Annotated in this window: 15 protein-coding genes; 12 read left to right on the top strand and 3 right to left on the bottom strand. The window is 70.5% G+C overall.

Translation table 11 applies throughout. The annotated features are described in order from the left end of the window. The first annotated feature begins 129 nt into the window (after positions 1-129). A complete protein-coding gene (locus tag AC0B61_RS33940; protein ID WP_471745863.1) occupies positions 130-444 on the top strand; it encodes a hypothetical protein in 315 nt (104 codons plus the stop codon). A gap of 849 nt (positions 445-1,293) precedes the next feature. After that, on the top strand, positions 1,294-2,343 hold the full coding sequence (locus AC0B61_RS33935) for a hypothetical protein (protein WP_471745861.1): 1,050 nt from the start codon (positions 1,294-1,296) through the stop codon (positions 2,341-2,343). Here the strand turns inward: AC0B61_RS33935 and AC0B61_RS33930 are convergent. Together AC0B61_RS33930 and AC0B61_RS33925 are read right to left on the bottom strand one after the other, a co-directional pair. Further along, complete coding sequence (locus tag AC0B61_RS33930; RefSeq protein WP_471745859.1) at positions 2,282-2,911, bottom strand: hypothetical protein; 630 nt, start codon at positions 2,909-2,911, stop codon at positions 2,282-2,284. The two genes, AC0B61_RS33935 and AC0B61_RS33930, sit on opposite strands and share 62 nt — an antisense overlap. Then, positions 2,908-3,378, bottom strand: a complete 471-nt coding sequence (locus AC0B61_RS33925; RefSeq protein WP_471745857.1) for a hypothetical protein — start codon at positions 3,376-3,378, stop codon at positions 2,908-2,910. The genes AC0B61_RS33930 and AC0B61_RS33925 overlap by 4 nt, the downstream gene beginning before the upstream one ends. Positions 3,379-3,771: 393 nt before the next feature. On the opposite strand from AC0B61_RS33925, the gene AC0B61_RS33920 reads away from it, so the two are divergent. The 4 genes from AC0B61_RS33920 (at position 3,772) to AC0B61_RS33905 (ending at position 8,713) form a co-directional block, all read left to right on the top strand. Then, a complete protein-coding gene (locus tag AC0B61_RS33920) occupies positions 3,772-4,974 on the top strand; it encodes a hypothetical protein (protein WP_471745856.1) in 1,203 nt (400 codons plus the stop codon). Positions 4,975-5,117: 143 nt separating this feature from the next. Beyond that, positions 5,118-5,738 (top strand): hypothetical protein, encoded by a 621-nt coding sequence (locus AC0B61_RS33915; protein WP_471745854.1) that lies wholly within the window; start codon positions 5,118-5,120, stop codon positions 5,736-5,738. Between the two features lie 63 nt (positions 5,739-5,801). Beyond that, entirely contained in the window at positions 5,802-7,553 is a 1,752-nt protein-coding gene (gene casA / locus AC0B61_RS33910; protein WP_471745853.1) for a type I-E CRISPR-associated protein Cse1/CasA, read from the top strand. 692 nt (positions 7,554-8,245) lie between these two features. Further along, on the top strand, positions 8,246-8,713 hold the full coding sequence (locus AC0B61_RS33905; RefSeq protein ID WP_471745851.1) for a hypothetical protein: 468 nt from the start codon (positions 8,246-8,248) through the stop codon (positions 8,711-8,713). Positions 8,714-9,231: 518 nt separating this feature from the next. Here the strand turns inward: AC0B61_RS33905 and AC0B61_RS33900 are convergent. Next, entirely contained in the window at positions 9,232-9,903 is a 672-nt protein-coding gene (locus AC0B61_RS33900) for a hypothetical protein (protein WP_471745849.1), read from the bottom strand. Positions 9,904-10,217: 314 nt separating this feature from the next. Here AC0B61_RS33900 and AC0B61_RS33895 point away from each other — a divergent pair, with 314 nt between their 5' ends. From AC0B61_RS33895 to AC0B61_RS33870, 6 genes are all read left to right on the top strand, one after another. After that, positions 10,218-10,892 (top strand): hypothetical protein, encoded by a 675-nt coding sequence (locus tag AC0B61_RS33895; RefSeq protein WP_471745847.1) that lies wholly within the window; start codon positions 10,218-10,220, stop codon positions 10,890-10,892. Next, a complete protein-coding gene (locus AC0B61_RS33890) occupies positions 10,889-12,433 on the top strand; it encodes a DNA polymerase Y family protein (RefSeq protein ID WP_471745846.1) in 1,545 nt (514 codons plus the stop codon). The genes AC0B61_RS33895 and AC0B61_RS33890 overlap by 4 nt, the downstream gene beginning before the upstream one ends. Before the next feature lie 78 nt (positions 12,434-12,511). Further along, entirely contained in the window at positions 12,512-15,790 is a 3,279-nt protein-coding gene (locus AC0B61_RS33885; RefSeq protein ID WP_471745844.1) for an error-prone DNA polymerase, read from the top strand. 110 nt (positions 15,791-15,900) lie between these two features. Beyond that, positions 15,901-16,563, top strand: a complete 663-nt coding sequence (lexA, locus tag AC0B61_RS33880; protein WP_471745842.1) for a transcriptional repressor LexA — start codon at positions 15,901-15,903, stop codon at positions 16,561-16,563. Positions 16,564-16,870: 307 nt separating this feature from the next. Beyond that, positions 16,871-18,595, top strand: coding sequence for a S8 family serine peptidase (locus AC0B61_RS33875; RefSeq protein ID WP_471745840.1), 1,725 nt, complete (start codon positions 16,871-16,873; stop codon positions 18,593-18,595). A gap of 9 nt (positions 18,596-18,604) precedes the next feature. Beyond that, complete coding sequence (locus AC0B61_RS33870; RefSeq protein WP_471745838.1) at positions 18,605-18,940, top strand: hypothetical protein; 336 nt, start codon at positions 18,605-18,607, stop codon at positions 18,938-18,940. The last annotated feature ends 46 nt before the right edge of the window (positions 18,941-18,986 follow it).

The raw sequence follows: 18,986 nt of genomic DNA, 5'->3' as shown, positions 1-18,986 counted from the left end.
GCCCGCGGATCGTCATGTGACCCGCCGTGCGGCACCGGCCATTCCGGTCAATGCTTCCCCCGACAACCTGGGTCAGCACGGCGCATAGGCTGGAGCGCCTCTGCCCGGTCTCTATGACAGGACAATGACGTGACCTCAGACAACACGCGATTCCACGAGATCATCCAGGCCGAGGGCCGACTGGACAGGGACCGGAGGCTGATCCTGTTCCTCCGGGAGCGGATCGCGGAGAGCGCCGACACTGCAACAGAACGGGAGCGCGCGCTGCTGGCCGCCGTGGGGCGCATCCTTGATCACTTCGCCGACGGCTTCGAGGCCGCCGCCCTACGCGACTCGGCCAACGGAGTGTTCGGCCACTACGAGGCGCTGGGTTGGAGCCTGCGCTGCACGGCCTTTGCCGCGTTCTCCGAACACCCGGGTTTCAGCCCGGACTGGCGGCCGTAGCCGTTCCGAGCCTCGCATTGACCTCCTGCAGCCGGGCCACGCCGATTCTGCGCCGCGCAGCACCGAGTGCCGCGCCAGCGGATGGCATGCCGCGACGGTTTCGGCGGCGCGGTTCGGCGGGAAGGTGATCCACTACCGCGTCCAGCGCCCAGTCGTCATGCCGCCGAAACGGATCCCGCACACGACCCCTGCGACCTGCTGGAGGGGACCGATGAGGCGCTCCAGCGCGACGCCGCCGAGCGCGCCGAGACTCGGATCTCCCGGAGCTCCGCGAGATCTGGCCTCCCAGCGGCCTACCACCACTCGCCGTGCCCTAGGTACGGGCCTGATCGAGGTACCCCCGCCGAAGCGCTCACGCTGCGCTGTTGGCCCGGTATCTCCGTCGGCAGCACAGCCACATCACCCTCCCGAGCCGGTCCTGAGCGGCTCGGTGGACAAGACGCCTGGAACGAGCCGTTGGGCCCGCTGCTGTACTGCCCGTTCTGTGCGGCGTGCCCGTCCCAGCGCCACCTGGAGGTCGGGAGGGACGGGTGCCTCGGCGGTCCGCTCGGCCGCTGTCCGGCCGGGATGGCGGGCCGGACGCTCCCTTTGCGCCGGAGGAGGGGTGAGGTCGAGCCGGCGGCCCAGGCCGCCCTGCGGAGAAGTACGCACAGTTCGTCAAGGTACCTGGCCCGAGGCCGCCTTGCGGTCGCCGACCGCCGGGCTGGCGAGCATCTCCCGCGTGTTTCCTCACCGGTCCTGACCTCCGGTGTCAGCGGATGGGCCGTCGACGAACCGGCTCGCCCCTGTGCGGCCGGGCTGCGGAAATACGCTGATCGCCGTCGGCCTGCGGCGCTACCATGCCCCGCATTGCCGGTCTTCGATCCCGCCCTGCCGGCCGAGACCCGGAACGCGGTCGCCGAACTTGCCGCCCGGAACCCCGACCTGCTCAGACCTAACGGTAGCCTCATCGCCTCGTTTACCGGCGCCGGCCAGGTGATGAAGGCCTCCCTCAAGACCGCAGCCTGGGCGGCAGTCGGAGCCCTGACGGCCTTCCTTCTCGGGCGCTTCGGCACCCCGTCGACCGACATACCCGGAGCGGATGCCCACCTCGAGAAGCTCCTCCGCGACGGGCTCGACTGGCTCCAGGTCATGGGGGAGACGGTGTCCGCCGGGGCAGTGGCCGTTACGGGCATGGCGGTCTTCGTCACCTGGACGGAGAACCGCTACATCGACCAGGCGCTGGAAGAGGCCCGCGGGCGCTACATCCACCCGTGCTGGCTCACCGACGACGCCGCCGGGCTGCTGGCCCGGGCGCAGCAGGCGGCCGCAGCGATCCTCCGGTCCCGGCTGCATCGGGACGACCTCGGGGGCCTTGGCGCCGACACCGCCGTCCAGCTTCCGGAACGGCTGTGGACGATCGCGGACTCGCTGCACCGCTACAGCGAGGTAGCGGCGGCCAGTGAATCAGTTGTCGCGAAGAACTCGGCAATGGGCGACCTGCTGGCCGACGAGCGCGAGGTGCTCGACCGGGTCGTCAGCGGGATCGAGGCGCAGGTCGTCGCCCTGGAGGAGTACGCACGCCAGGCACGGGAAGTTGACCGGATCGCTGCCGACCTGGCGGCGGCGGAACGGGTCGAGGCGCGCAGCGAGGCCGTTCGTGATCTGCTCGCAGAAACGGCGGTACCGGCTGGCGTTGCCGAGATTGAGGTGCTGACCGCATCCGCCGCGATCGTGGCCGAGGCGTACGCGGACGCTCTCGGCGCTGCGCGGGATGCCGCCGCCGTTGCCCCCCCCTCCAGCGGCCCAGTCGCCGCCCAGCTGACCGCGGACCGAAGGTTCAAAGCCCCTTGCTCGGCTACAGCACCGTGGCCTTTCCAGCGGCGATCGCTTCGAGGCGTTGCTGGTAGAGCGAGCTAAGGAGCAGCAGCGCCGCGCTCGGCTCCGAGCCGAGGTCATCAGCCGTCATGGTGAACCAACTGGGGTTCTCGCTCGACCACTGCTTGAACTCCGCCTCTTGGAGGGTCTTCACGGCCGCGCCGAGTCCGGCCAGGTCGGGGTAGCGGAGCCAGAGCTCCCGGACCGGGTCTTCGTGGCTGGTGCGTCCGTAGGCCAGGCAGTCGGCGGCCAGGGCCCGGTCCGACCAGGTGCGGTAGTCCCGGCTGGTCGGTGTCTCCGTCTCCGCAGCGCCCACGGCGGTGGAGAGGGTGCGGCGGGTCACCCCGGTGAGGTCCGCGGCGTCCTCCATGTCGATGTGCCAGTCGCCGCCCCTGCCCCCCGTGCCGTCCTGGAGGGTTGCGAGTTCCGTGCGGTACTCCGCCAAGGTCTGTCCCATCTCCCGGATCGCGGCGCGTCGGATCACCTCGGCGGTGGCTGCCCGCTTGCCCGCGGCCTTCAGCCGGGCGCGGGCGTTGGCGTAGGCATCGTGGCAACTGCGGAGCAACTCCACCTCGGCCTCGAACTCCTCGTCGTCCTGGTGCCGCGTCATGTCGTTCCTCCGGCTCCGCTGATGATGCTGTTGATGGCGGACCGCTCGTCTGCGGTCAGGGTGTAGGTGTTGATCGCGCGCAGGATCCCGGTCTGGTGATCGATCCACCACTCGGCCCGGGTCTCGCGGAGCGCGGCTGCAGACCACAGAGAGAACGTCTGCGCCGCGACGTCGGCGGGCAATCCGTTGCGGAGGCGCTCGGACATCGCGTCGAGAGCGTCGGCACGGAGGGTCTCGGCCCAGGCGGTCTGCTTGGACGTGCCGGTGAGCGTGGGCCAGCCCGCGGCGTGCGCCCGCTCGGTGGCAGCCCGGTTGGCGGCGTCGTGCTGCGCCGCACGCTGCTGGCGGGCGCAGTCCGGGCAGGGCTGCGTGGCCAGCCATGTGGCCCGGTCCTCCCGGGTGGCGCCCGGGCCCGTGATGTTGGCCGTGGCGGTGTGTCCGCAGCGGTGATGGATCCGGGTCTTCATGGGAAGCAACTTCCCATAGATTGGTCAGCGTGGGAAGTTGCTTCCCATTTTGCTCGAATGCGCCCCGAAGCCGCCCCGAGCTTGGGCTCAAATGAGGGCGCCGGTGCCCTATTGGTCCCGCGGCGATCGGCTGCGAGGGCCGTGGCCTGGTGGCCGCAGCGGAGGTCGATGTCGCGCGCGACCGCCTCCACCTGGTGGAGCGGCCCGGCGCAGCCGATCTCCCAACCAAGCCGGAGCCCGCCGATCCAGCCGGCGTCAGACCCCGTGCGTCAACCCGATCCATCCACCGAGCTCGAACGACGGAATGTCCGTCATTCATGCTTGTTCCGCTACTTGGCGAGTGCTAGCGTCGTGAGTGACGGATAGTCCGTCACTCGCTTTGGGAGGCCTCTGATGGCGACGCGCGCACTGACCACGGCCGAGGCCCTCGACCTCGGCTTCGACCATTCCGACCCGGCCGCCCGCGCGCGTCGGCACATCGACATCGGGACCATGGCCAACGGCTACCCGCCGGACCTGGTCGTGGCGGAGGTGGAGGGCGGCTGGATCTGGCACTACGGCCAGGAGACCGTCTTGTGCGACAGCGAGGCCGAGGCTGACGCCCTGTTCGACCGGGACCTGGTCCAGCTCGTCCGGGACTGCTCCGACCCCTTCGAGAAGGGCGGGAGCGACTTCCTGTGGTGCAGCGCCGACGACGTCCTCATCGGCACGGTCGGCTTCGAGGAGTACGGCGACGGCACGTACTGCGTCTCGCTCATCGACGGCACGCTGTCGTGGTCCACCCACAGCTCGGGGGAGGAGGCCGTGGAGACGGCCCTGGAGCTGGCCGCCAGCCTCTTGGACGACACGCTCTCCGCCAACCCGCAGTCGGAGCTCCCGTCCTACCTCGCCCAGGCCCGGGTCTACCTGGCCCTCAGCTCCGGGCAAGGCCTCGCCGGCCCGGACGGCTTCTGCGAGCGGTTCGGGGCCGACGAGGACGACACCTGGTTCCCCAACGAACACCTGGGCGTGGCCATGGCCCAGGTCGACCGGTGGTGGGTGGTCGCCGTCAACGACCACGTCAACGACAACTACCTCGCCTTCTCGCTGCACGAGGGCCGGGGGGAGGCCCGCACGGAACTGATCCGCAGTATCGACGCCTACTACGGGAACGCCGAGAGCGCCTACGAGTGGCGGTCCTTCGACCGCAGGCTCTTCGTCCGCGCGGCCCCGATCACCGAGGACAGCGACACCTACGTCGTCGTGGCGGTCCTCGGCGAGCACGCGCAGCTGTTGACCGTCGATGGCCGGCCCCAGGCCGTCGCAAGGGCGGCCCGGATCCTCGCCGAGTACGCCGCCCAAAGGCCCGCGCCCGTCGCGGCGGAGGGCACCCAGGCGCAGATCCAGCACCAGGCACTGCACCGCCGGGTACTCCAGGACACCGTCGCCGCGCTCACCGGCTGCGAGGCCCGGCTCGGCGACGCGATCCGGCGCGCCGACCAGGAAGGCCTCTACGGCCGCGGACGTGACCTCACCTGGATCCAGGTCGCCCACCGCCTCGGCGTCAGCCGAGACACCGTGCAGGAGATCCGCAACGGCAACGCCTGGAAAAGCTGACCGCACCGGCCGAACCAGCCGGCCGCGCTACGCAACACCCGCCCCGGCGGCGCCCGGCGCGGCCAGCCTCCCGAACACCACCACCTGCCCCGCTCAGCACATCAGCGCCGGGACGACGGTCCCAGCGGTGAAGGGATCCCGTCATGCAGAACGTCATCAGCAGCAACGACCGCGTCGACGTCGCCCAGGAGTACGCCGACCAGGTCCGCGACCTCCTGAACCGCGGCCGCGTCGACACCCTGCGACGCACCCTGTGGACCGACGCCAACGACGCCGACCTGTGCCGCATCGAGATCGTCTCCTACCCCAGGCCCGGCACCGGCGAAGCAACGGTCGCCCTCGTCTACTGGGACGACAACTCCTACGAGGTCCAGGAAGCCGCTGACGAGACGGAGGCCGAGCAGCACTACCTGGAGACGGTCCGCATGAGCACCACCTTCGACGTGGGCGACGACGGCCACGAGACCCGGGCGGCCGAGACCGACGTCCCCGGCGTGCCCGGCTACGACGGTGCGTTCCACTTCGCCTACCGGATCGACCGGGGCACCCCCGACACCGAGCTGCGCAGCGCCGTCATCGCCCAGGGCGTCGAGGCCCGCAGCGCACAGACCCTCGCCAACGACCTGCTCGCCGGCCACCTCGTCTGCCCCGGCGTCGAGCCCGCACCCTGGCGGGTGCAGGTCTGGACCGCGACGAGCCCCGAGGAGGCGGGCGCCGCGATGCGCAGCGGCCGCCCGGCCCTCGCGATCGCCCAGCGGGTCTGACCTCCCGCCACCACCTGCCCCGCGCGCGGCGCCCGGCAGCCCGCCCGCTTCCTGAGGAGAGCCGTGACACCGTCGTTCAACCTGGTCGACCGCGGGTGGCTGCCCGTCCACGACCTCGACACCGGCACACACCGCGAGGCCAGTCTGCGCGAGGCCCTGGTACGGGCGCACCGCCTACGCCTCGCGCTGCCCCCCGGCCAGGAGCTCGCCGTGGTGCTGCGGGTGCTACTGGCTGCCTACGACAGTGCCGCCGGACCGGCCGACACCGCCCAGTGGCAGCAGGCCTGGCGGGCCGAGACCCTCGACACCGGCCGCGTCGACGCCTACCTCGACCGCTGGCACGACCGCCTCGACCTGTTCGACCCGCAGCACCCCGCCTTCCAGAGCGCCCACCTGACGGAATGCCGACGCGGCCCCGAGGTCCTGCACCCCTCCTACCTGATGGGCGAGTCCTCACGCACGTTCCTCGCCCGGGGCCTGACCGGTCCCGGGGCACCGCCGGTGCCGGCACCGCAGGCCGCCCGCCGCCTGCTGGTCCTGCTCGCGTACGACGTTTCGAGCCTCAAGGCCGCCCCCGGCGGCGGCCTGACCTACGGCGCCCAGGTCCCCCCGGTCGCGGACAGCGTCCACGTCAGCGTCGACGCCCAGACGCTCAAGGACCTGCTGCTGCTGAACCTGCCGCCGCAGCCGCGCGCCCCCGGTGACCGGCCGGTCTGGGAACAGGCACCGCAGCCGCCGGCCGTCGGCGAGGCCCGGGCGGCCCTCGGCCGCCTGGACCTGTGGACCTGGCCCGCGCGCAGCATGCGCCTGCACGCCGACGACAACGGCGACGTCATCGCCGTCGCCTGGCACGACGGCACACGGCTGGAGGGAAAGGCCGCCCAGCGGTGGGCCACACAGCACGCCCTCGATCCGCTCACCGCCTGGCGCACGACGAAGACCCGCGGCATCACCGTCCCCGCGCGCGCCACCGACCAGCGCGGCATGATCCCGCCATGGACCGGCGTCCTGCTCATGTCCTCCCACCACGGTCCCGCCGTCCTGCGGCACCTGCGCGCCGCCTGCGAACGCGGCGACCTCCCCGGCGACACGCCGCTGCGCCTGGCCGTGTCCGGCCTCACGCACGGCAACGAGCACCGGACGACGCTGATCGGTGTTCCGGCCGCGTCCGTGGTGATCGGTCCTGCCCGGGTCTGGCGGGGCGAGGACGCGCAGCGGCGGGATCTGCTCGCCTGGGCGGCCGGCATGCCCGAGATGGCCGTGCGCGCCATGCAGCACGGCGTGCGCGCCGCAGGGCTACCGAAGCACCTCGCTGCTGAGAACCTCCACGTCAACCCCGACGACGCGGCCTGGCGCCGACTGGTCGACGCCGTGGACAGCGCGCCAGACCCCGGCCTCTACGACTCCTGGCACAGGCACTTGCTGACGCACGACGTGCAGCGGTGCATGCGAGCCCTGCCCAGAACCTCGAACAGCGCCGAGGCCAAGGCCGAGGTCCTCGCTGAGAGAGACCTGCGACGGCTGGCCAGCAAAGGCCACGTGCTCAGGTACGCCGCCGAGTTCGCCGCCGCGCTCACCGGTGCACGGCCGGCCCCCGCTGCCGCCACTGGTGCACGGCCGGCGCCGGCGAAACCGGCCGGCGCGCGCGGCCAGGCCTACACCGCGTGGGGTGAGAGCAAGACGTTGCCCGAGTGGGCGGACGACCAGCGGTGCGTCGTCGCCCTGGCCACCCTGCGCCAGCGCATGCGCGCGGAGGGTGCAGAACTGGAAGCCGCTCTCACCAAACCCAGCCGGAAGGCTCCGCAGCAGCCGTAGATCGGACCGCTCCGGCGTCAGTGGAAGCCGCCGCGTTCGATACGTGTCCGATAGTCTGACCCGGCGCCCGCCGGACCCGAGACGCACAATCCGGGCATCACCGGCGGGCGTTCCAAATGATCGTCTCCGACGCCTGCGCGGCGTGAGAAGGGGCCGGCCGCGCTCGGGGGTTCGCGGCCGCCCCAGGCCAGCATGAGGCCGGATTCCGCCACCCACACGCTCGGCTACGGCACATGGCGCAGCATCGGTGTGGGCGAGCCGGCCGAGGGGTTCCCGTGCTAACGCTGGCAGCCGTTGGCGGCGTGAGCCGTGGGTTCGTCGCCGCCCGGAAAGTCCAGGGGCCGGCGGCCCAGCCGCCGGCCCCGCCCGTGCCCCTGCGCCAACAGGACTTGCTGCACGGTTTCCCAGGTCCGGATCAGGACGAGGTGGTACCCCCCAGCATGGTGTATGCGCCGACCGTCTGGCCACCGAGTGAACACCTGTGTACAAAACCCGAAGAACACCGCTCTGAACTGCGGAAATCGTCCTGTCGCGCGTTTTTCAAACCAGGTGGGGGCGGACCCGATGCCCGACCTCAACACGCAGGTGCGGCTACCGAACCCCTTCCGGCTCCAGCCGCCGCACTGCCGCCACCAGCCCGGAGTCCGAAGGGGCACCCGAAACCTACGGCGTACCCGCGGTACCGTCCCGGGATGAGCAGCACGGACATTCCGCTCCATGACCTTCTTGAGAGCACCATCGACGACGTGGTCACCACCGCCAGTCCGGACGCGGCACTCTGGCTGGTCTCCGAGTTGGAGCGACGAGGTGCCAAGGCGATGTGGGAAGTTGCCTGCCAGTTGCTCGCACCCCTGGCCGTCCGGCCGGCCTATGGCCTTCCCGAGCACGACGCGGCCGCGCGGCTGCGCCTCACCGCCAGGAGCGCCCAGCCCGATGTCGCACTCGTACTGGAGATGCGGCTCATTCACTGGGAACAGGGCGAGGAGGCGGTCGCCGCCAGGTGGCAGGAAGCCACCCCCGAGCTTCGCCGGATCGCGATCATGCATCTACTCATCACGAACTGCATGGTCCACGGGGACGACGGGCGCCGACTCGATCCCAAGGCGGTCGTGTCCCTGATCCGCCAGACCATCCCGCCCTTCTCCTCTGCCGCCCGCTGAGGCGGATAGCGGTCCGACTCGACTGGTGAACGTCGAAGCGCCGACGGAGCAGCGGTCCGTGCACCGGCGACGGCGAAGGCCGGGCCATGACCGAGTCCGCCCGGCCCGCCGTCGCCGACGTTCTGGCCGCCGAGGCGTGCCTCAACGCCCGCACGCACCAACTGGCCTCCGCGCCGGAAACGACGTCGATTCGGAGGCCTACCGGGTCTCCACCGCGATGGAGGTCCTGGTCCAACAGCTCGTAGCTGACCTCCTGGTCGGCCTCGAGAAGGCATCTGACGGGCCACTTCCCGAGCACCTTGTGCTGCGCTGGAACCTTCTCACCGACGTCCTCGGCCCCTGGGTGATTTCGTCGGGCCCACAGACCCCGAAGAAATCACTCTGGGAGGACCAGCCGGGGTGGGACGGCGAGCGGTGGCGCCGGATTCCCGACGCCACGCCCGTTCGACCGGAGTAGAGCCTGACCGCGGGCCGGAGCACCGATGCTCCGGCTCGAACGCAATCCCTGGGGCGGGTGGTCAGCGGTGCGACCAGTACGGGTCGTCGGTGGTCGGGGGCACCACGGTCAGCTGGTGCGAGTAGTCGTCCAACCGTTGGCCGGGCTGGGCCGGGTTCTTGCCGTACACCTCAGTGCCCGCGTAGTGGACTCCGTCCATGGATGCCCGGAGGCTCACCCCCGGGGTGTCCATCTCTAGGGTGAGGAAGACACCGTCGGGCGAGGTTGCCGAGATCTGGCGCTCGTCGGTCGGGAAGGTGTCGGTGTTGGCGCCGACGAAGTTCCGGAACTTGCCCACGGTGTAGCCGTGCGCCGTCCAGTACTGGGCGAGCTGGTCGGCGAGGACCTTGTACTTCGACCGGTCGATCCGGGCCTGGAGCGACCACATGCGGTAGACGGTGGAGGTCGGCATCGGCTCGCCGTCCCAGTGGTCCGGGTCGCGGACCACCCAGTACCAGCCGTCGGAGTGCGCGACCTGCGGGGTGATGGCCCCCACGGCGCCCTCGAGGGCGCTCTGGATACTGTCCCGAGCGTTTGCGGCGTCCGTCCCGGGCTCGTCGTGCCTGGCGATCGGGCCGTGGCCGTGGTCCCAGGCCCATGACCCGGTCGCGAGTGCGCCGATCAGGAGGAGGGGGAGCACCATGCCGAGGACGACCGGCCACCTGCGGGCTGTGGTGCGCTCACTGGTCTGCATGTGTGTCGTCCCCCGTGTCGGCTGATCTGCTTGCGGTCTTGATCACGACGCTACTGGGGCGCGGTACTGCAGACCTGAGCATGGGTACTCAGTTTCGTGCTCAGGCGGTAGACGGCAACGGCGGCCTTGTGCCGGGCCTGATTCTGGCCCGGCGACGGGTGAGGGCGAGTCGGCCGACGCGTGCCAATGCGGGCGTCGGCGCACCGCGGGTTGCCGTGAGCTGCACGTTCGTCGCTGAATCGAATGGGTGACGAGCCCGCGACACACTGAATTCGAACTTGCTTTCGATAGGTCTTACGTTCGATTCTGGGGGTGTGGAGACGACGATCAGCGCCCTGGCGGCCCAGCTCCAGCCGCCCCGGCCGACACCAGCGGTGCCGGTCCTGCCTGCCCTGCAAGATCTGCTCCCCGACCGCGGGCTCCGCCCGGGGACGGCGGTGCGGGTGGGCGGCAGCACGGCGTTGGCACTGGCGCTCCTCGCGGCGGCCACGACGGCCGGCACATGGTGCGCGGCCATCGGCTGCGAGGGCCTTGGCCTGGTTGCCGCCGCAGAGATCGGCGTCGCACTCGACCGCCTTCACCTGGTCGAACGGCCCGGCGAGCACTTCGAGGACGCGGCCGCCGCCTACGCGGACGCGGCCGAGGTTTTGCTGCTGCGCCCCGGCCGGCCGGTCAGCGACCGCAGCGCCGCCCGGCTCACCGCGCTGGCCCGCCGCCACGGCTGCGCCCTGGTGGTCGACGGCCCGTGGCCCTCGCCACAGGTGCAGCTCCAGGTCACCGCGCGCCAGTGGACCGGCGTCGGGATGGGCCGGGGGAGGCTGCGCGGCCAGCGGGTGGTGGTCGAGGTCGGCGGACGGGGTGCCGCCGCCCGGGGCCGCCAGGTGGGCCTGTGGCTCCCGGATGCCGACGGCCGGGTCCGTCCGGACGCTCCGGCGCAGCGCCTGCACGGCGCCCGGGCGGAGCGTGCGCAGCTGGCGGTCGCGCGATGACCGGCTCCGAGGTCGCGGCACCGCGGTCGGTGGTGGTCTTCAACCCGGACTGGCCGGTGACGGCCGCGCTCGGCACCGGCGGCGATGCCGAGGGGCGGCTGGTGGCGGTGGTGGAGGGCGGCCGGGTGCTGGCGGCCTCCCAGGGCGCCCGGGCCGCGGGCGTGCGCCGAGGGATGAAGGTCCGCTCAGCGCAGACCCTGATGGACGGTCTGGAGATCCACGACCGGGTACCGGACGACGAGGCCCGGCTGTTCGAGCAGGTCGCGGAGGCGGTCGGCGCACTGGCCGCGCACCTGGAGGTGCTGCGGCCCGGGATCTGCGCGATCCCGGCCTGGGGTGCGGCGCGGTTCCACGGCGGCGAGGAGGCGCTGGTGGAGCGGCTCTACGACGCGGTCGAGAGCGCCGGCTTCGAGTGCCGCATCGGGGTCGCCGACGGCCTGGTCGCCGCCCAGCTCGCCGCCCGGGCGCAGCTCGTGGTGCCCCCGGGCGGCAGCGCGGCGTTCCTCGCGCGGTTTCCGGTGGGCGAGGTCGCGCCGCCGCGGCTGGCTGACCTGCTGGTGCGGCTCGGCCTGGAGACCGTGGGGCGCTTCGCGGCGCTGCCCGGCGCCGCAGTGGCGGACCGGTTCGGCGCGGTGGGAGTGGCGGCGCACCGGCTCGCGCGCGGTCTGGAGGCGCGGCCGGTGGTCGCCCGTCCGGCCGGGGCCGATCTGGCCGTCGAGGTCCGCTTCGAGACCGCGCACACCGTGGCGGAGCCGATGGTGTTCGCGGTGCTGGGGCTGGCCGAGCGGATGCACGCTGGCCTGGCTGCCGCCGGCTTGGGCTGCGAGCGGTTCGCCGTGGAGGTGGAGTGCGCCGACCGCAGCGAGGCCTCGCGCACGTGGCGCCACGAGGGCGTGCTGTCCGCGGCCGCGGTGGCCGAGCGGGTGCGCTGGCAGCTCCAGGCCTGGCAGCACCGGCAGCGCTTCGACGAGCACGCCGGCGGAGTCGTGGCGCTGCGCCTGGTGCCGGACGGGCTGTTCGCGGATCCGGGCCGGCAGCTGTCGCTGCTGGACGGAGACCGGGAGTCGCTGGAGCGGATGGAGCGCGCCGCCGCCCGGGTGCAAGCCATCCTCGGGCACACCGCGGTGGTGACGGCGCAGCTGGCCGGCGGGCGCGGGCCGGGGGAGCAGGTGGTCCGCACTCCGTGGGGGGACGCGCATCAGGAGCAGCGGGCCGAGGGGCCGTGGCCCGGGCGGCTGCCGGCCCCGTCGCCGGTGCGGGTGCCGACCACAGCGGAGCAGGTGCGGCTGCGGGACGCCGAGGGCCGCGAGGTGCAGGTCACCGCGCGGGCCGAGCTGGTGTCCGCCCCGGTGTTCCTTGTCGTCGAGGGCCGGGAGCTGGCGGTGAGCGGCTGGGCCGGGCCGTGGCCGGCCACCGAACGGTGGTGGGCCGACGACGGCTCCCGCGTTGCCCGGATGCAGGTCACCGTCGCCGACGGGGGCGCTTTACTGCTCGCCGTCGAGGGCGGCCGCTGGCGCCTCGAGGGCGCCTACGACAGCTGACATCCGAGCCCCGTTCGGCCGCCGACCCCCTTCCCGGGTCGGCCCCGCCGCCACCTCCGAGTACCACCAGGACCACCCGTGCCCTTCGACAGCAACCGCGAGACCCCGTGGCGCGAGCTGCACCGCCAGCTCGCCGGCGGGGCGCCGGACGCTGACCGGACCGTCGTTCCGTTCCCCACCCGGCCCGGCCCCGAACCGTCGCGCACGCCGCCGCGCCCGAAACAGGCCGGGACCGGCTGGGCCGAGCTGCACGTCCACACCTCCTACTCCTTCCTCGACGGCGCCAGCGACCCCGCCGACCTGGTCGACGAAGCCGCCCGGCTGGGCATCGAGACCCTGGCCGTCACCGACCACGACGGCCTCTACGCCGCCGCGGTGCTGGCCGCCGAAGCCCGGCGCACCGGCATCCGCACCGTGTTCGGCGCCGAGCTGACGCTGGACGCCGACCTCGCCCCGACCGGCGTCGCCGACCAGGACGGCGAACACCTCCTGGTCCTGGCCCGCGGCGCGGAGGGCTACCGCCGCCTGGCCAAAGCGATCGGCGACGCGCACCTGGCCGGCGCCGCCAAGCGCCAGCCCCGCTACGACCGCGACGCCCTGGCAAACGCGCACGGCGGCCACTGGGCCGTGCTGACCGGCTGCCGCAAGGGCGCGGTGCGCCGAGCCCTGGACAGCGGGGGAGAGGCCGCCGCCGAACGGGAACTGCGGGAGCTGGCCAACCGCTACGGACCCGGCAACGTCTTCGTCGAGCTGACCAACCACCAGATGCCCGACGACGACGAGCGCAACGACACCCTGGCAGCCCTCGCCACCCGCACCGGCCTCACCACGATCGCCACCACCGCCGCCCACCACGCCGCCCCTGCCCAACTGCGTCTCGCCCAGACCCTCGCCGCGCTGCGCCAAGGCCGATCGCTAGCGGACGCCGAGCCCTACCTGGCCGCGGCGGGCACCGCGTACCTGCGCTCCCCGGCGGAGATGGCCGCCCGCCTCGCGCCGTGGCCGGGCGTCCAGCAAGCCACCGTCGACCTCGGCCGCGAGCTCGCCTTCGACTTCCGCGACATCCGCCCCCAGCTGCCGGGCTTCCCCGCGCCCGAGGGCCACACCGAGGCCAGCTGGCTGCGCGAGCTGACCCACCGCGCAGCCGCCGACCGGTTCGGGACAAAAAACCGGCGCGCCCACCAACAGATCGACTACGAGCTCCGCGTCATCGAGGACCTCGACATGGCCGGCTACTTCCTGATCGTCCACGACATCGTCGACCACGCCAGAGCCATCGGGATCTGGTGCCAAGGACGCGGGTCCGCCGCGAACTCGGCGGTCTGCTACGCCCTGGGCATCACCGCAGTCGACCCGATCCGCTTCGGCCTGCTCTTCGAGCGCTTCCTCAGTCCGGAGCGGGATGGCCCTCCGGACATCGACCTGGACATCGAGAGCCGCCGCCGCGAGGAGGTGATCCAGTACGTCTACGAGCGCTACGGCCGCGCCCATGCCGCGCAGGTCGCGAACGTGATCACCTACCGCCCGAAACTGGCCGTACGGGATGCGGGCCGGGCGCTCGGCCACCCGGTGGGCGACCTGGACCGGTACGCGCGGGAGGTGGGCTGGGAGATGCCGCCGCCCGACGGCCCGGTGCCGGAGGACGTGCGCGAGCTCGCCGGCCAGCTGCTCGGCCTGCCGCGCCACCTGGGCATCCACTCGGGCGGCATGGTGCTGACCCGGCGCCCAATCAGCGAGACCTGCCCGACCGAGTGGGCCACGATGCCCGGGCGCAGCGTGCTCCAGTGGGACAAGGACAGCGTGGCCGCCGCCGGCCTGGTCAAGATCGACCTGCTGGGCCTCGGCATGCTCTCCGCCCTGCACGACGCCTGCGACCTGATCGCCGAGCACCACGGACGCCGCCTCGACCTCGCCACCATCCCGCCCGACGACCCGGACGTCTACGACATGCTCTGCCGTGCGGACGTCGTAGGAACGTTCCAGGTCGAGTCGAGAGCGCAAGCCAGCGCACTGCCACGCCTACGCCCCAGGACGTTCTACGACCTGGTGGTGCAGGTCGCCCTGATCCGGCCCGGCCCGATCCAGGGCGGCTCCGTGCATCCCTACATCGCCCGCCGCAACGGCCGGGAGCCGGCCACGATCGCGCACCCGCTGATGGAGCGCGCCCTCGCCAAGACCCTGGGGGTGCCGCTGTTCCAGGAGCAGATGATGCAACTCGCCATCGACTGCGCGGGATTCACACCCGCCGAAGCCGACCGGCTGCGGCAGGCGATGGGCTCCAAGCGCTCGCACGAGCGGGTCGCCGAGCTGCGGGAGCGGCTGCTTGCCGGGATGGCCGAGCGCGGTATCCCGCCCGAGGTCGCCGAGGACGTCTACGGCAAGATCGAGGCCTTCTCCAGCTACGGCTTCCCCGAGAGCCACGCCGCGTCGTTCGCCCTGCTGGTGTACGCGAGCGCCTGGCTCAAGTACCACTACCCGGCGGCCTTCACCTGCGCCCTGCTGGCCAACCAGCCGATGGGCTTCTACTCCCCGCTCACCCTGATCCAGGACGTCCGCCGCCGCGGCGTCACCGTGCTGCCCGTGGACATCAACCACAGCCGCGCCGAGCCCACCCTCGAACCGCTGGCCCCGGCCGGTGACGCAGACGCAGCGGCCTCCGGCGCTCAGGTCGCGATCCGGCTCGGTCTGGCCTCCGTGCGCGGCCTGGGCGCCGAGCAGGCCGAAGCGGTCGCGGCTGGCCAGCCCTACGCGGACCTGGAGGACTTCGCCCGGCGCACAGGACTGTCCGAGCCCGTCCTGGAGGCGCTCGCAACCGCTGGCGCGTTCCGCAGCCTCGGGGTGAACCGGCGCCAGGCCCTGTGGTCCGCGGGCCTGCTCGCCCGCACCAACGCCGGCATGCTCCCCGGCACCGCACCCGCGCTGACGGCGCCCGACCTCGCACCGCTGACCGCCGTCGAGGAGACCATCGCCGACCTGTGGGCCACCGGCAGCTCCGCCACCGCCCACCCCGTCCAGCACGCCCGCCCGCACCTGGACCGGTGCGGCGCCCTAACCGCCGCGGCGTTCAAGAAGACCGCCGGAAACCAGCTCGTCTCGGTCGGCGGCCTGGTGACCCACCGCCAGCGCCCGCCGACGGCCGGCGGCGTGCTCTTCCTGTCCCTGGAGGACGAGACTGGCCTGATCAACGTCGTCGTCCAGCCCCATGTCCTCGAACGCAGCCGCAAGACCGCACTCCAGAGCGCGGGGCTGCTGGTCTACGGGACGGTCGAGCGCCGCGACGGCGCGGCCAACCTTCTTGCCACCCGCCTGGTTCCCCTGACGCTCGCGCCCGGTGCGCGCTCCCGCGACTTCCGGTGAGCCGCCAACCGGCCGGAGGGTCAACTGTGCAGGTCACCGCCTCAAACCCGCTGCGCGCTGTCGGTGCCACGGGTTACAGTCCACGTCCAAGATCACGCGAAAGGCGCGCCATGGCCGACCCCAGCACTGCCACCGATCGCAGCCGCAGCCGAGTCGTCGGTGGAGACGGTCTCACCGACCGCCAGCGAGCGGTTCTGGGCTTCCTCGAGTCGTTCCGCGAGGAACACGGCTACCCGCCGGCCATGCGGGAGATCGGCACGGCCGTCGGCCTGGCCAGTACCAGCTCCGTCAGCCACCAGCTCCGCCGCCTCCAGGACCTCGGACACATCGAGCAGGACCCCCACCGGCCCCGCGCCTACCGCCTGCCCGCCGCCGCGCGGACCGTCACGCCCGCCGCCACCGGGGTGAGCGTGCCGTTGCTCGGCCGGATCGCCGCCGGCCAGCCGGTACTGGCTGATCAGAGCGCCGAGGACCACTTTGAGCTGCCCCGGCGCATCGTCGGCGAAGGCGAGCTCTTCGCCCTCACCGTGACCGGCGACTCCATGGTGGGCGCCGGCCTGCTCGACGGCGACTACGTGACCGTCCGCCGCCAAGCGGTCGCCGAGAACGGTGACATCGTCGCGGCGATGATCGACGGCGAGGCCACCGTCAAGCGCCTCAAGCGTGCGGACGGGCGGATCTGGCTGATGCCCGCCAACGCCGCCTACCAGCCCATCCCCGGCGACAACGCCACCGTCCTGGGCAAGGTCGTGGCGGTGCTGCGCAGCCTGTGACCCGCCGGAGCCGGACCTGTCCGGATCGACCCGGCGGTGGTCATCACCTGCCTGGGACGGTGCAGCTACCCGACGCGGGCTTCATGCCACGGCCCGCCTTCCCGGGTGATCCGCCGCGCCATCGCCGCAACAGGCCAACGACCTTAAAGCGCCGAGGTAGTAGCCCCTCAGGAGGAGCACCCAGCGATGTGGAGGTCAGGTGGCAATGACCAATCACATGGCTACTCTGGAAGGAGAAGACATATAGATCGGAAACCTGACCGATGGGACGTGACACCGCTTTACTAGCAGCATTCGAGGCTGAGCCATGGAATATAAAAAGCTTGCTCCGCTCCTCAGGCTCGCCTACCAGGAGTACCTCGATGGAGATATTGAAACCCTAAGTAGACGATCCCACGCTCTGGGCTTCACACACATAGATGAAGCCATCGAGAATTCATTGATCCTCATTTCGCTGGATTGCAGGCCTGGTGCGTCCCTCGGCTACCTCTGCGATAATTATGGATTAGTTCTACGCCGTGGCAGCGGCCCGTCCATCCGTACCGGAATAGCGCCAATCGGCGCAATCTCTGCCATTACCGACTGCCCAAGTGTCAGATATGTCGCTTCCTCGCCCCTGCTTCAATCAAAAGTAGATGATGCAGCCAGAAGGATTAGGCTGGATGTTCTAAGAAATAGAGGCGATAACCCCGAACTCGATGGATCGAATGTCGTCATCGGAATCATCGACTCCGGGATTGATGCTGGCCATCCGGCTTTCCATGGTCGAATCGACATGGTCTGGGATCAGAGCACCCCCGGAAATGGTGTCCCCGGGGCGACCTACGGAACTGAGCTGACCGGGCACCAAATCTACCAGTGCAGGGATGTTGACGGGCACGGGACGCACGTGGCTGGAATTGCAGCTAGCGCCGGACTCCATCTCGGCGTCGCACCCGCTGCGCGGCTTGCGATCGTAAAGTTGCCCGAGATGAAATCCGGCAACATGGTGCTAGATGGGATCGACTACATCTTCAAGTATGCCGACCAGGTTGGGATGCCGGCCGTCATTAATATAAGCCTCGGTACACACTTTGGGCCCCATGATGGCACGGGTCATTTCTCACAGAGGGTCAACGAGTTGACCAAGGAAGGGCGAATTGTCTGCTGCGCGGCGGGAAATGAAGGTCTCGATGTAATTCATGCTGGGCCAACGCTCGCAAATGGAAAGGTCAGAGACGTCTACCTGCAGCCAGTGAAAGGCGATACTTATGTTTCCGCATGGTACTCCGCAGAGGATGACATAGGCGTCTCGGTGATATCTCCTTCTGGAGATTCTACTGAAATCGAGTACGGCCAATGCTATGCCGGTAGCTGGTCCTTTCCCGACGGGAAGGTGGAAATTGGTCGAGCTGTGGGCGCGGATGGCGATCGCAGCATCGAGCTAATTTTCAAAAATGTCAAGCCTTGCGATTTCATGGGCGCGCCAGTCGTTTGGAATATTCGCCTACATGGGCGATCCATTCGAAATGGCCGTATTGATCTTTGGGTAGAAGACGATCGCGGGTCACGATTCGCTGGACCTGATGCAAACTCATCAATGACGGTTTGCCAGCCGGCTGACGCAGCCTCTGCTGTTGCCGTTGCCGCGTACACGACGAAGGTAGAGTGGACTAACGCCGACGGTGAACGGATGCGGGCTCGGTTCGCACTCGACGACATCTGTGACTTCAGTAGCGAGGGGCCGCGTCGCGATGGTGCTCGAAAGCCGGATGTGACAGCCCCTGGGGCGGTGGTGACTTCTTGTCGCTCGCGTCATGCCCAGATCAGTGCACGCAGCGTAATTGATGCTGAGCATTGCGTCATGTATGGAACGAGCATGGCAACCCCCTTTGTCTCAGGAGCGGTGGCCCTCATGCTGCAGGCGAACCGAAGGCTTGCTCCAGCCGCAGTCATCAGTAAGCTTAGTGGCCTTAGCTCTGTGCCAGCTCATCCACCGGGCGCGTTCCACCCTAAGTGGGGGCATGGGCTTGTGGATCTATCCCGCATCTGAGGGGCTGAAGTGAATCTTAGGAAGCTCAGCGCCCGGCTGCGGCTAGCGTTGACATCTCCCGCCGATGTCAACGGCGACCCATTCGCGGTTTACATTGAGCTTGTTGACGCTCCTTCGCCTGAGCAGATCGTTGTGCTGCGCCAGATTGGCGCCACCGGAACGATTGAGGGCCACAAGATCATCACCGCATCGATGAGCAAGAGCAAGATCGAGGCCCTTTCCGACGAGCCATGGGTGAGAGCAATATCGCTCTCCGAGACGCTGCGGACACTTTCTTCCGAATCGGCCACCCACTCTGCTACTGAAGTTGAATCCGTGATGTCGCTCGGATGGGTGAAGCAGTAGCGTTCGCCTGCCCGCGGAGGGTCGGCCCCGGTAGTCGTGTGCTGTG

Source organism: Kitasatospora sp. NPDC023385 (assembly GCF_055664045.1).
This window is presented reverse-complemented; position numbering and strand designations above follow the sequence as displayed.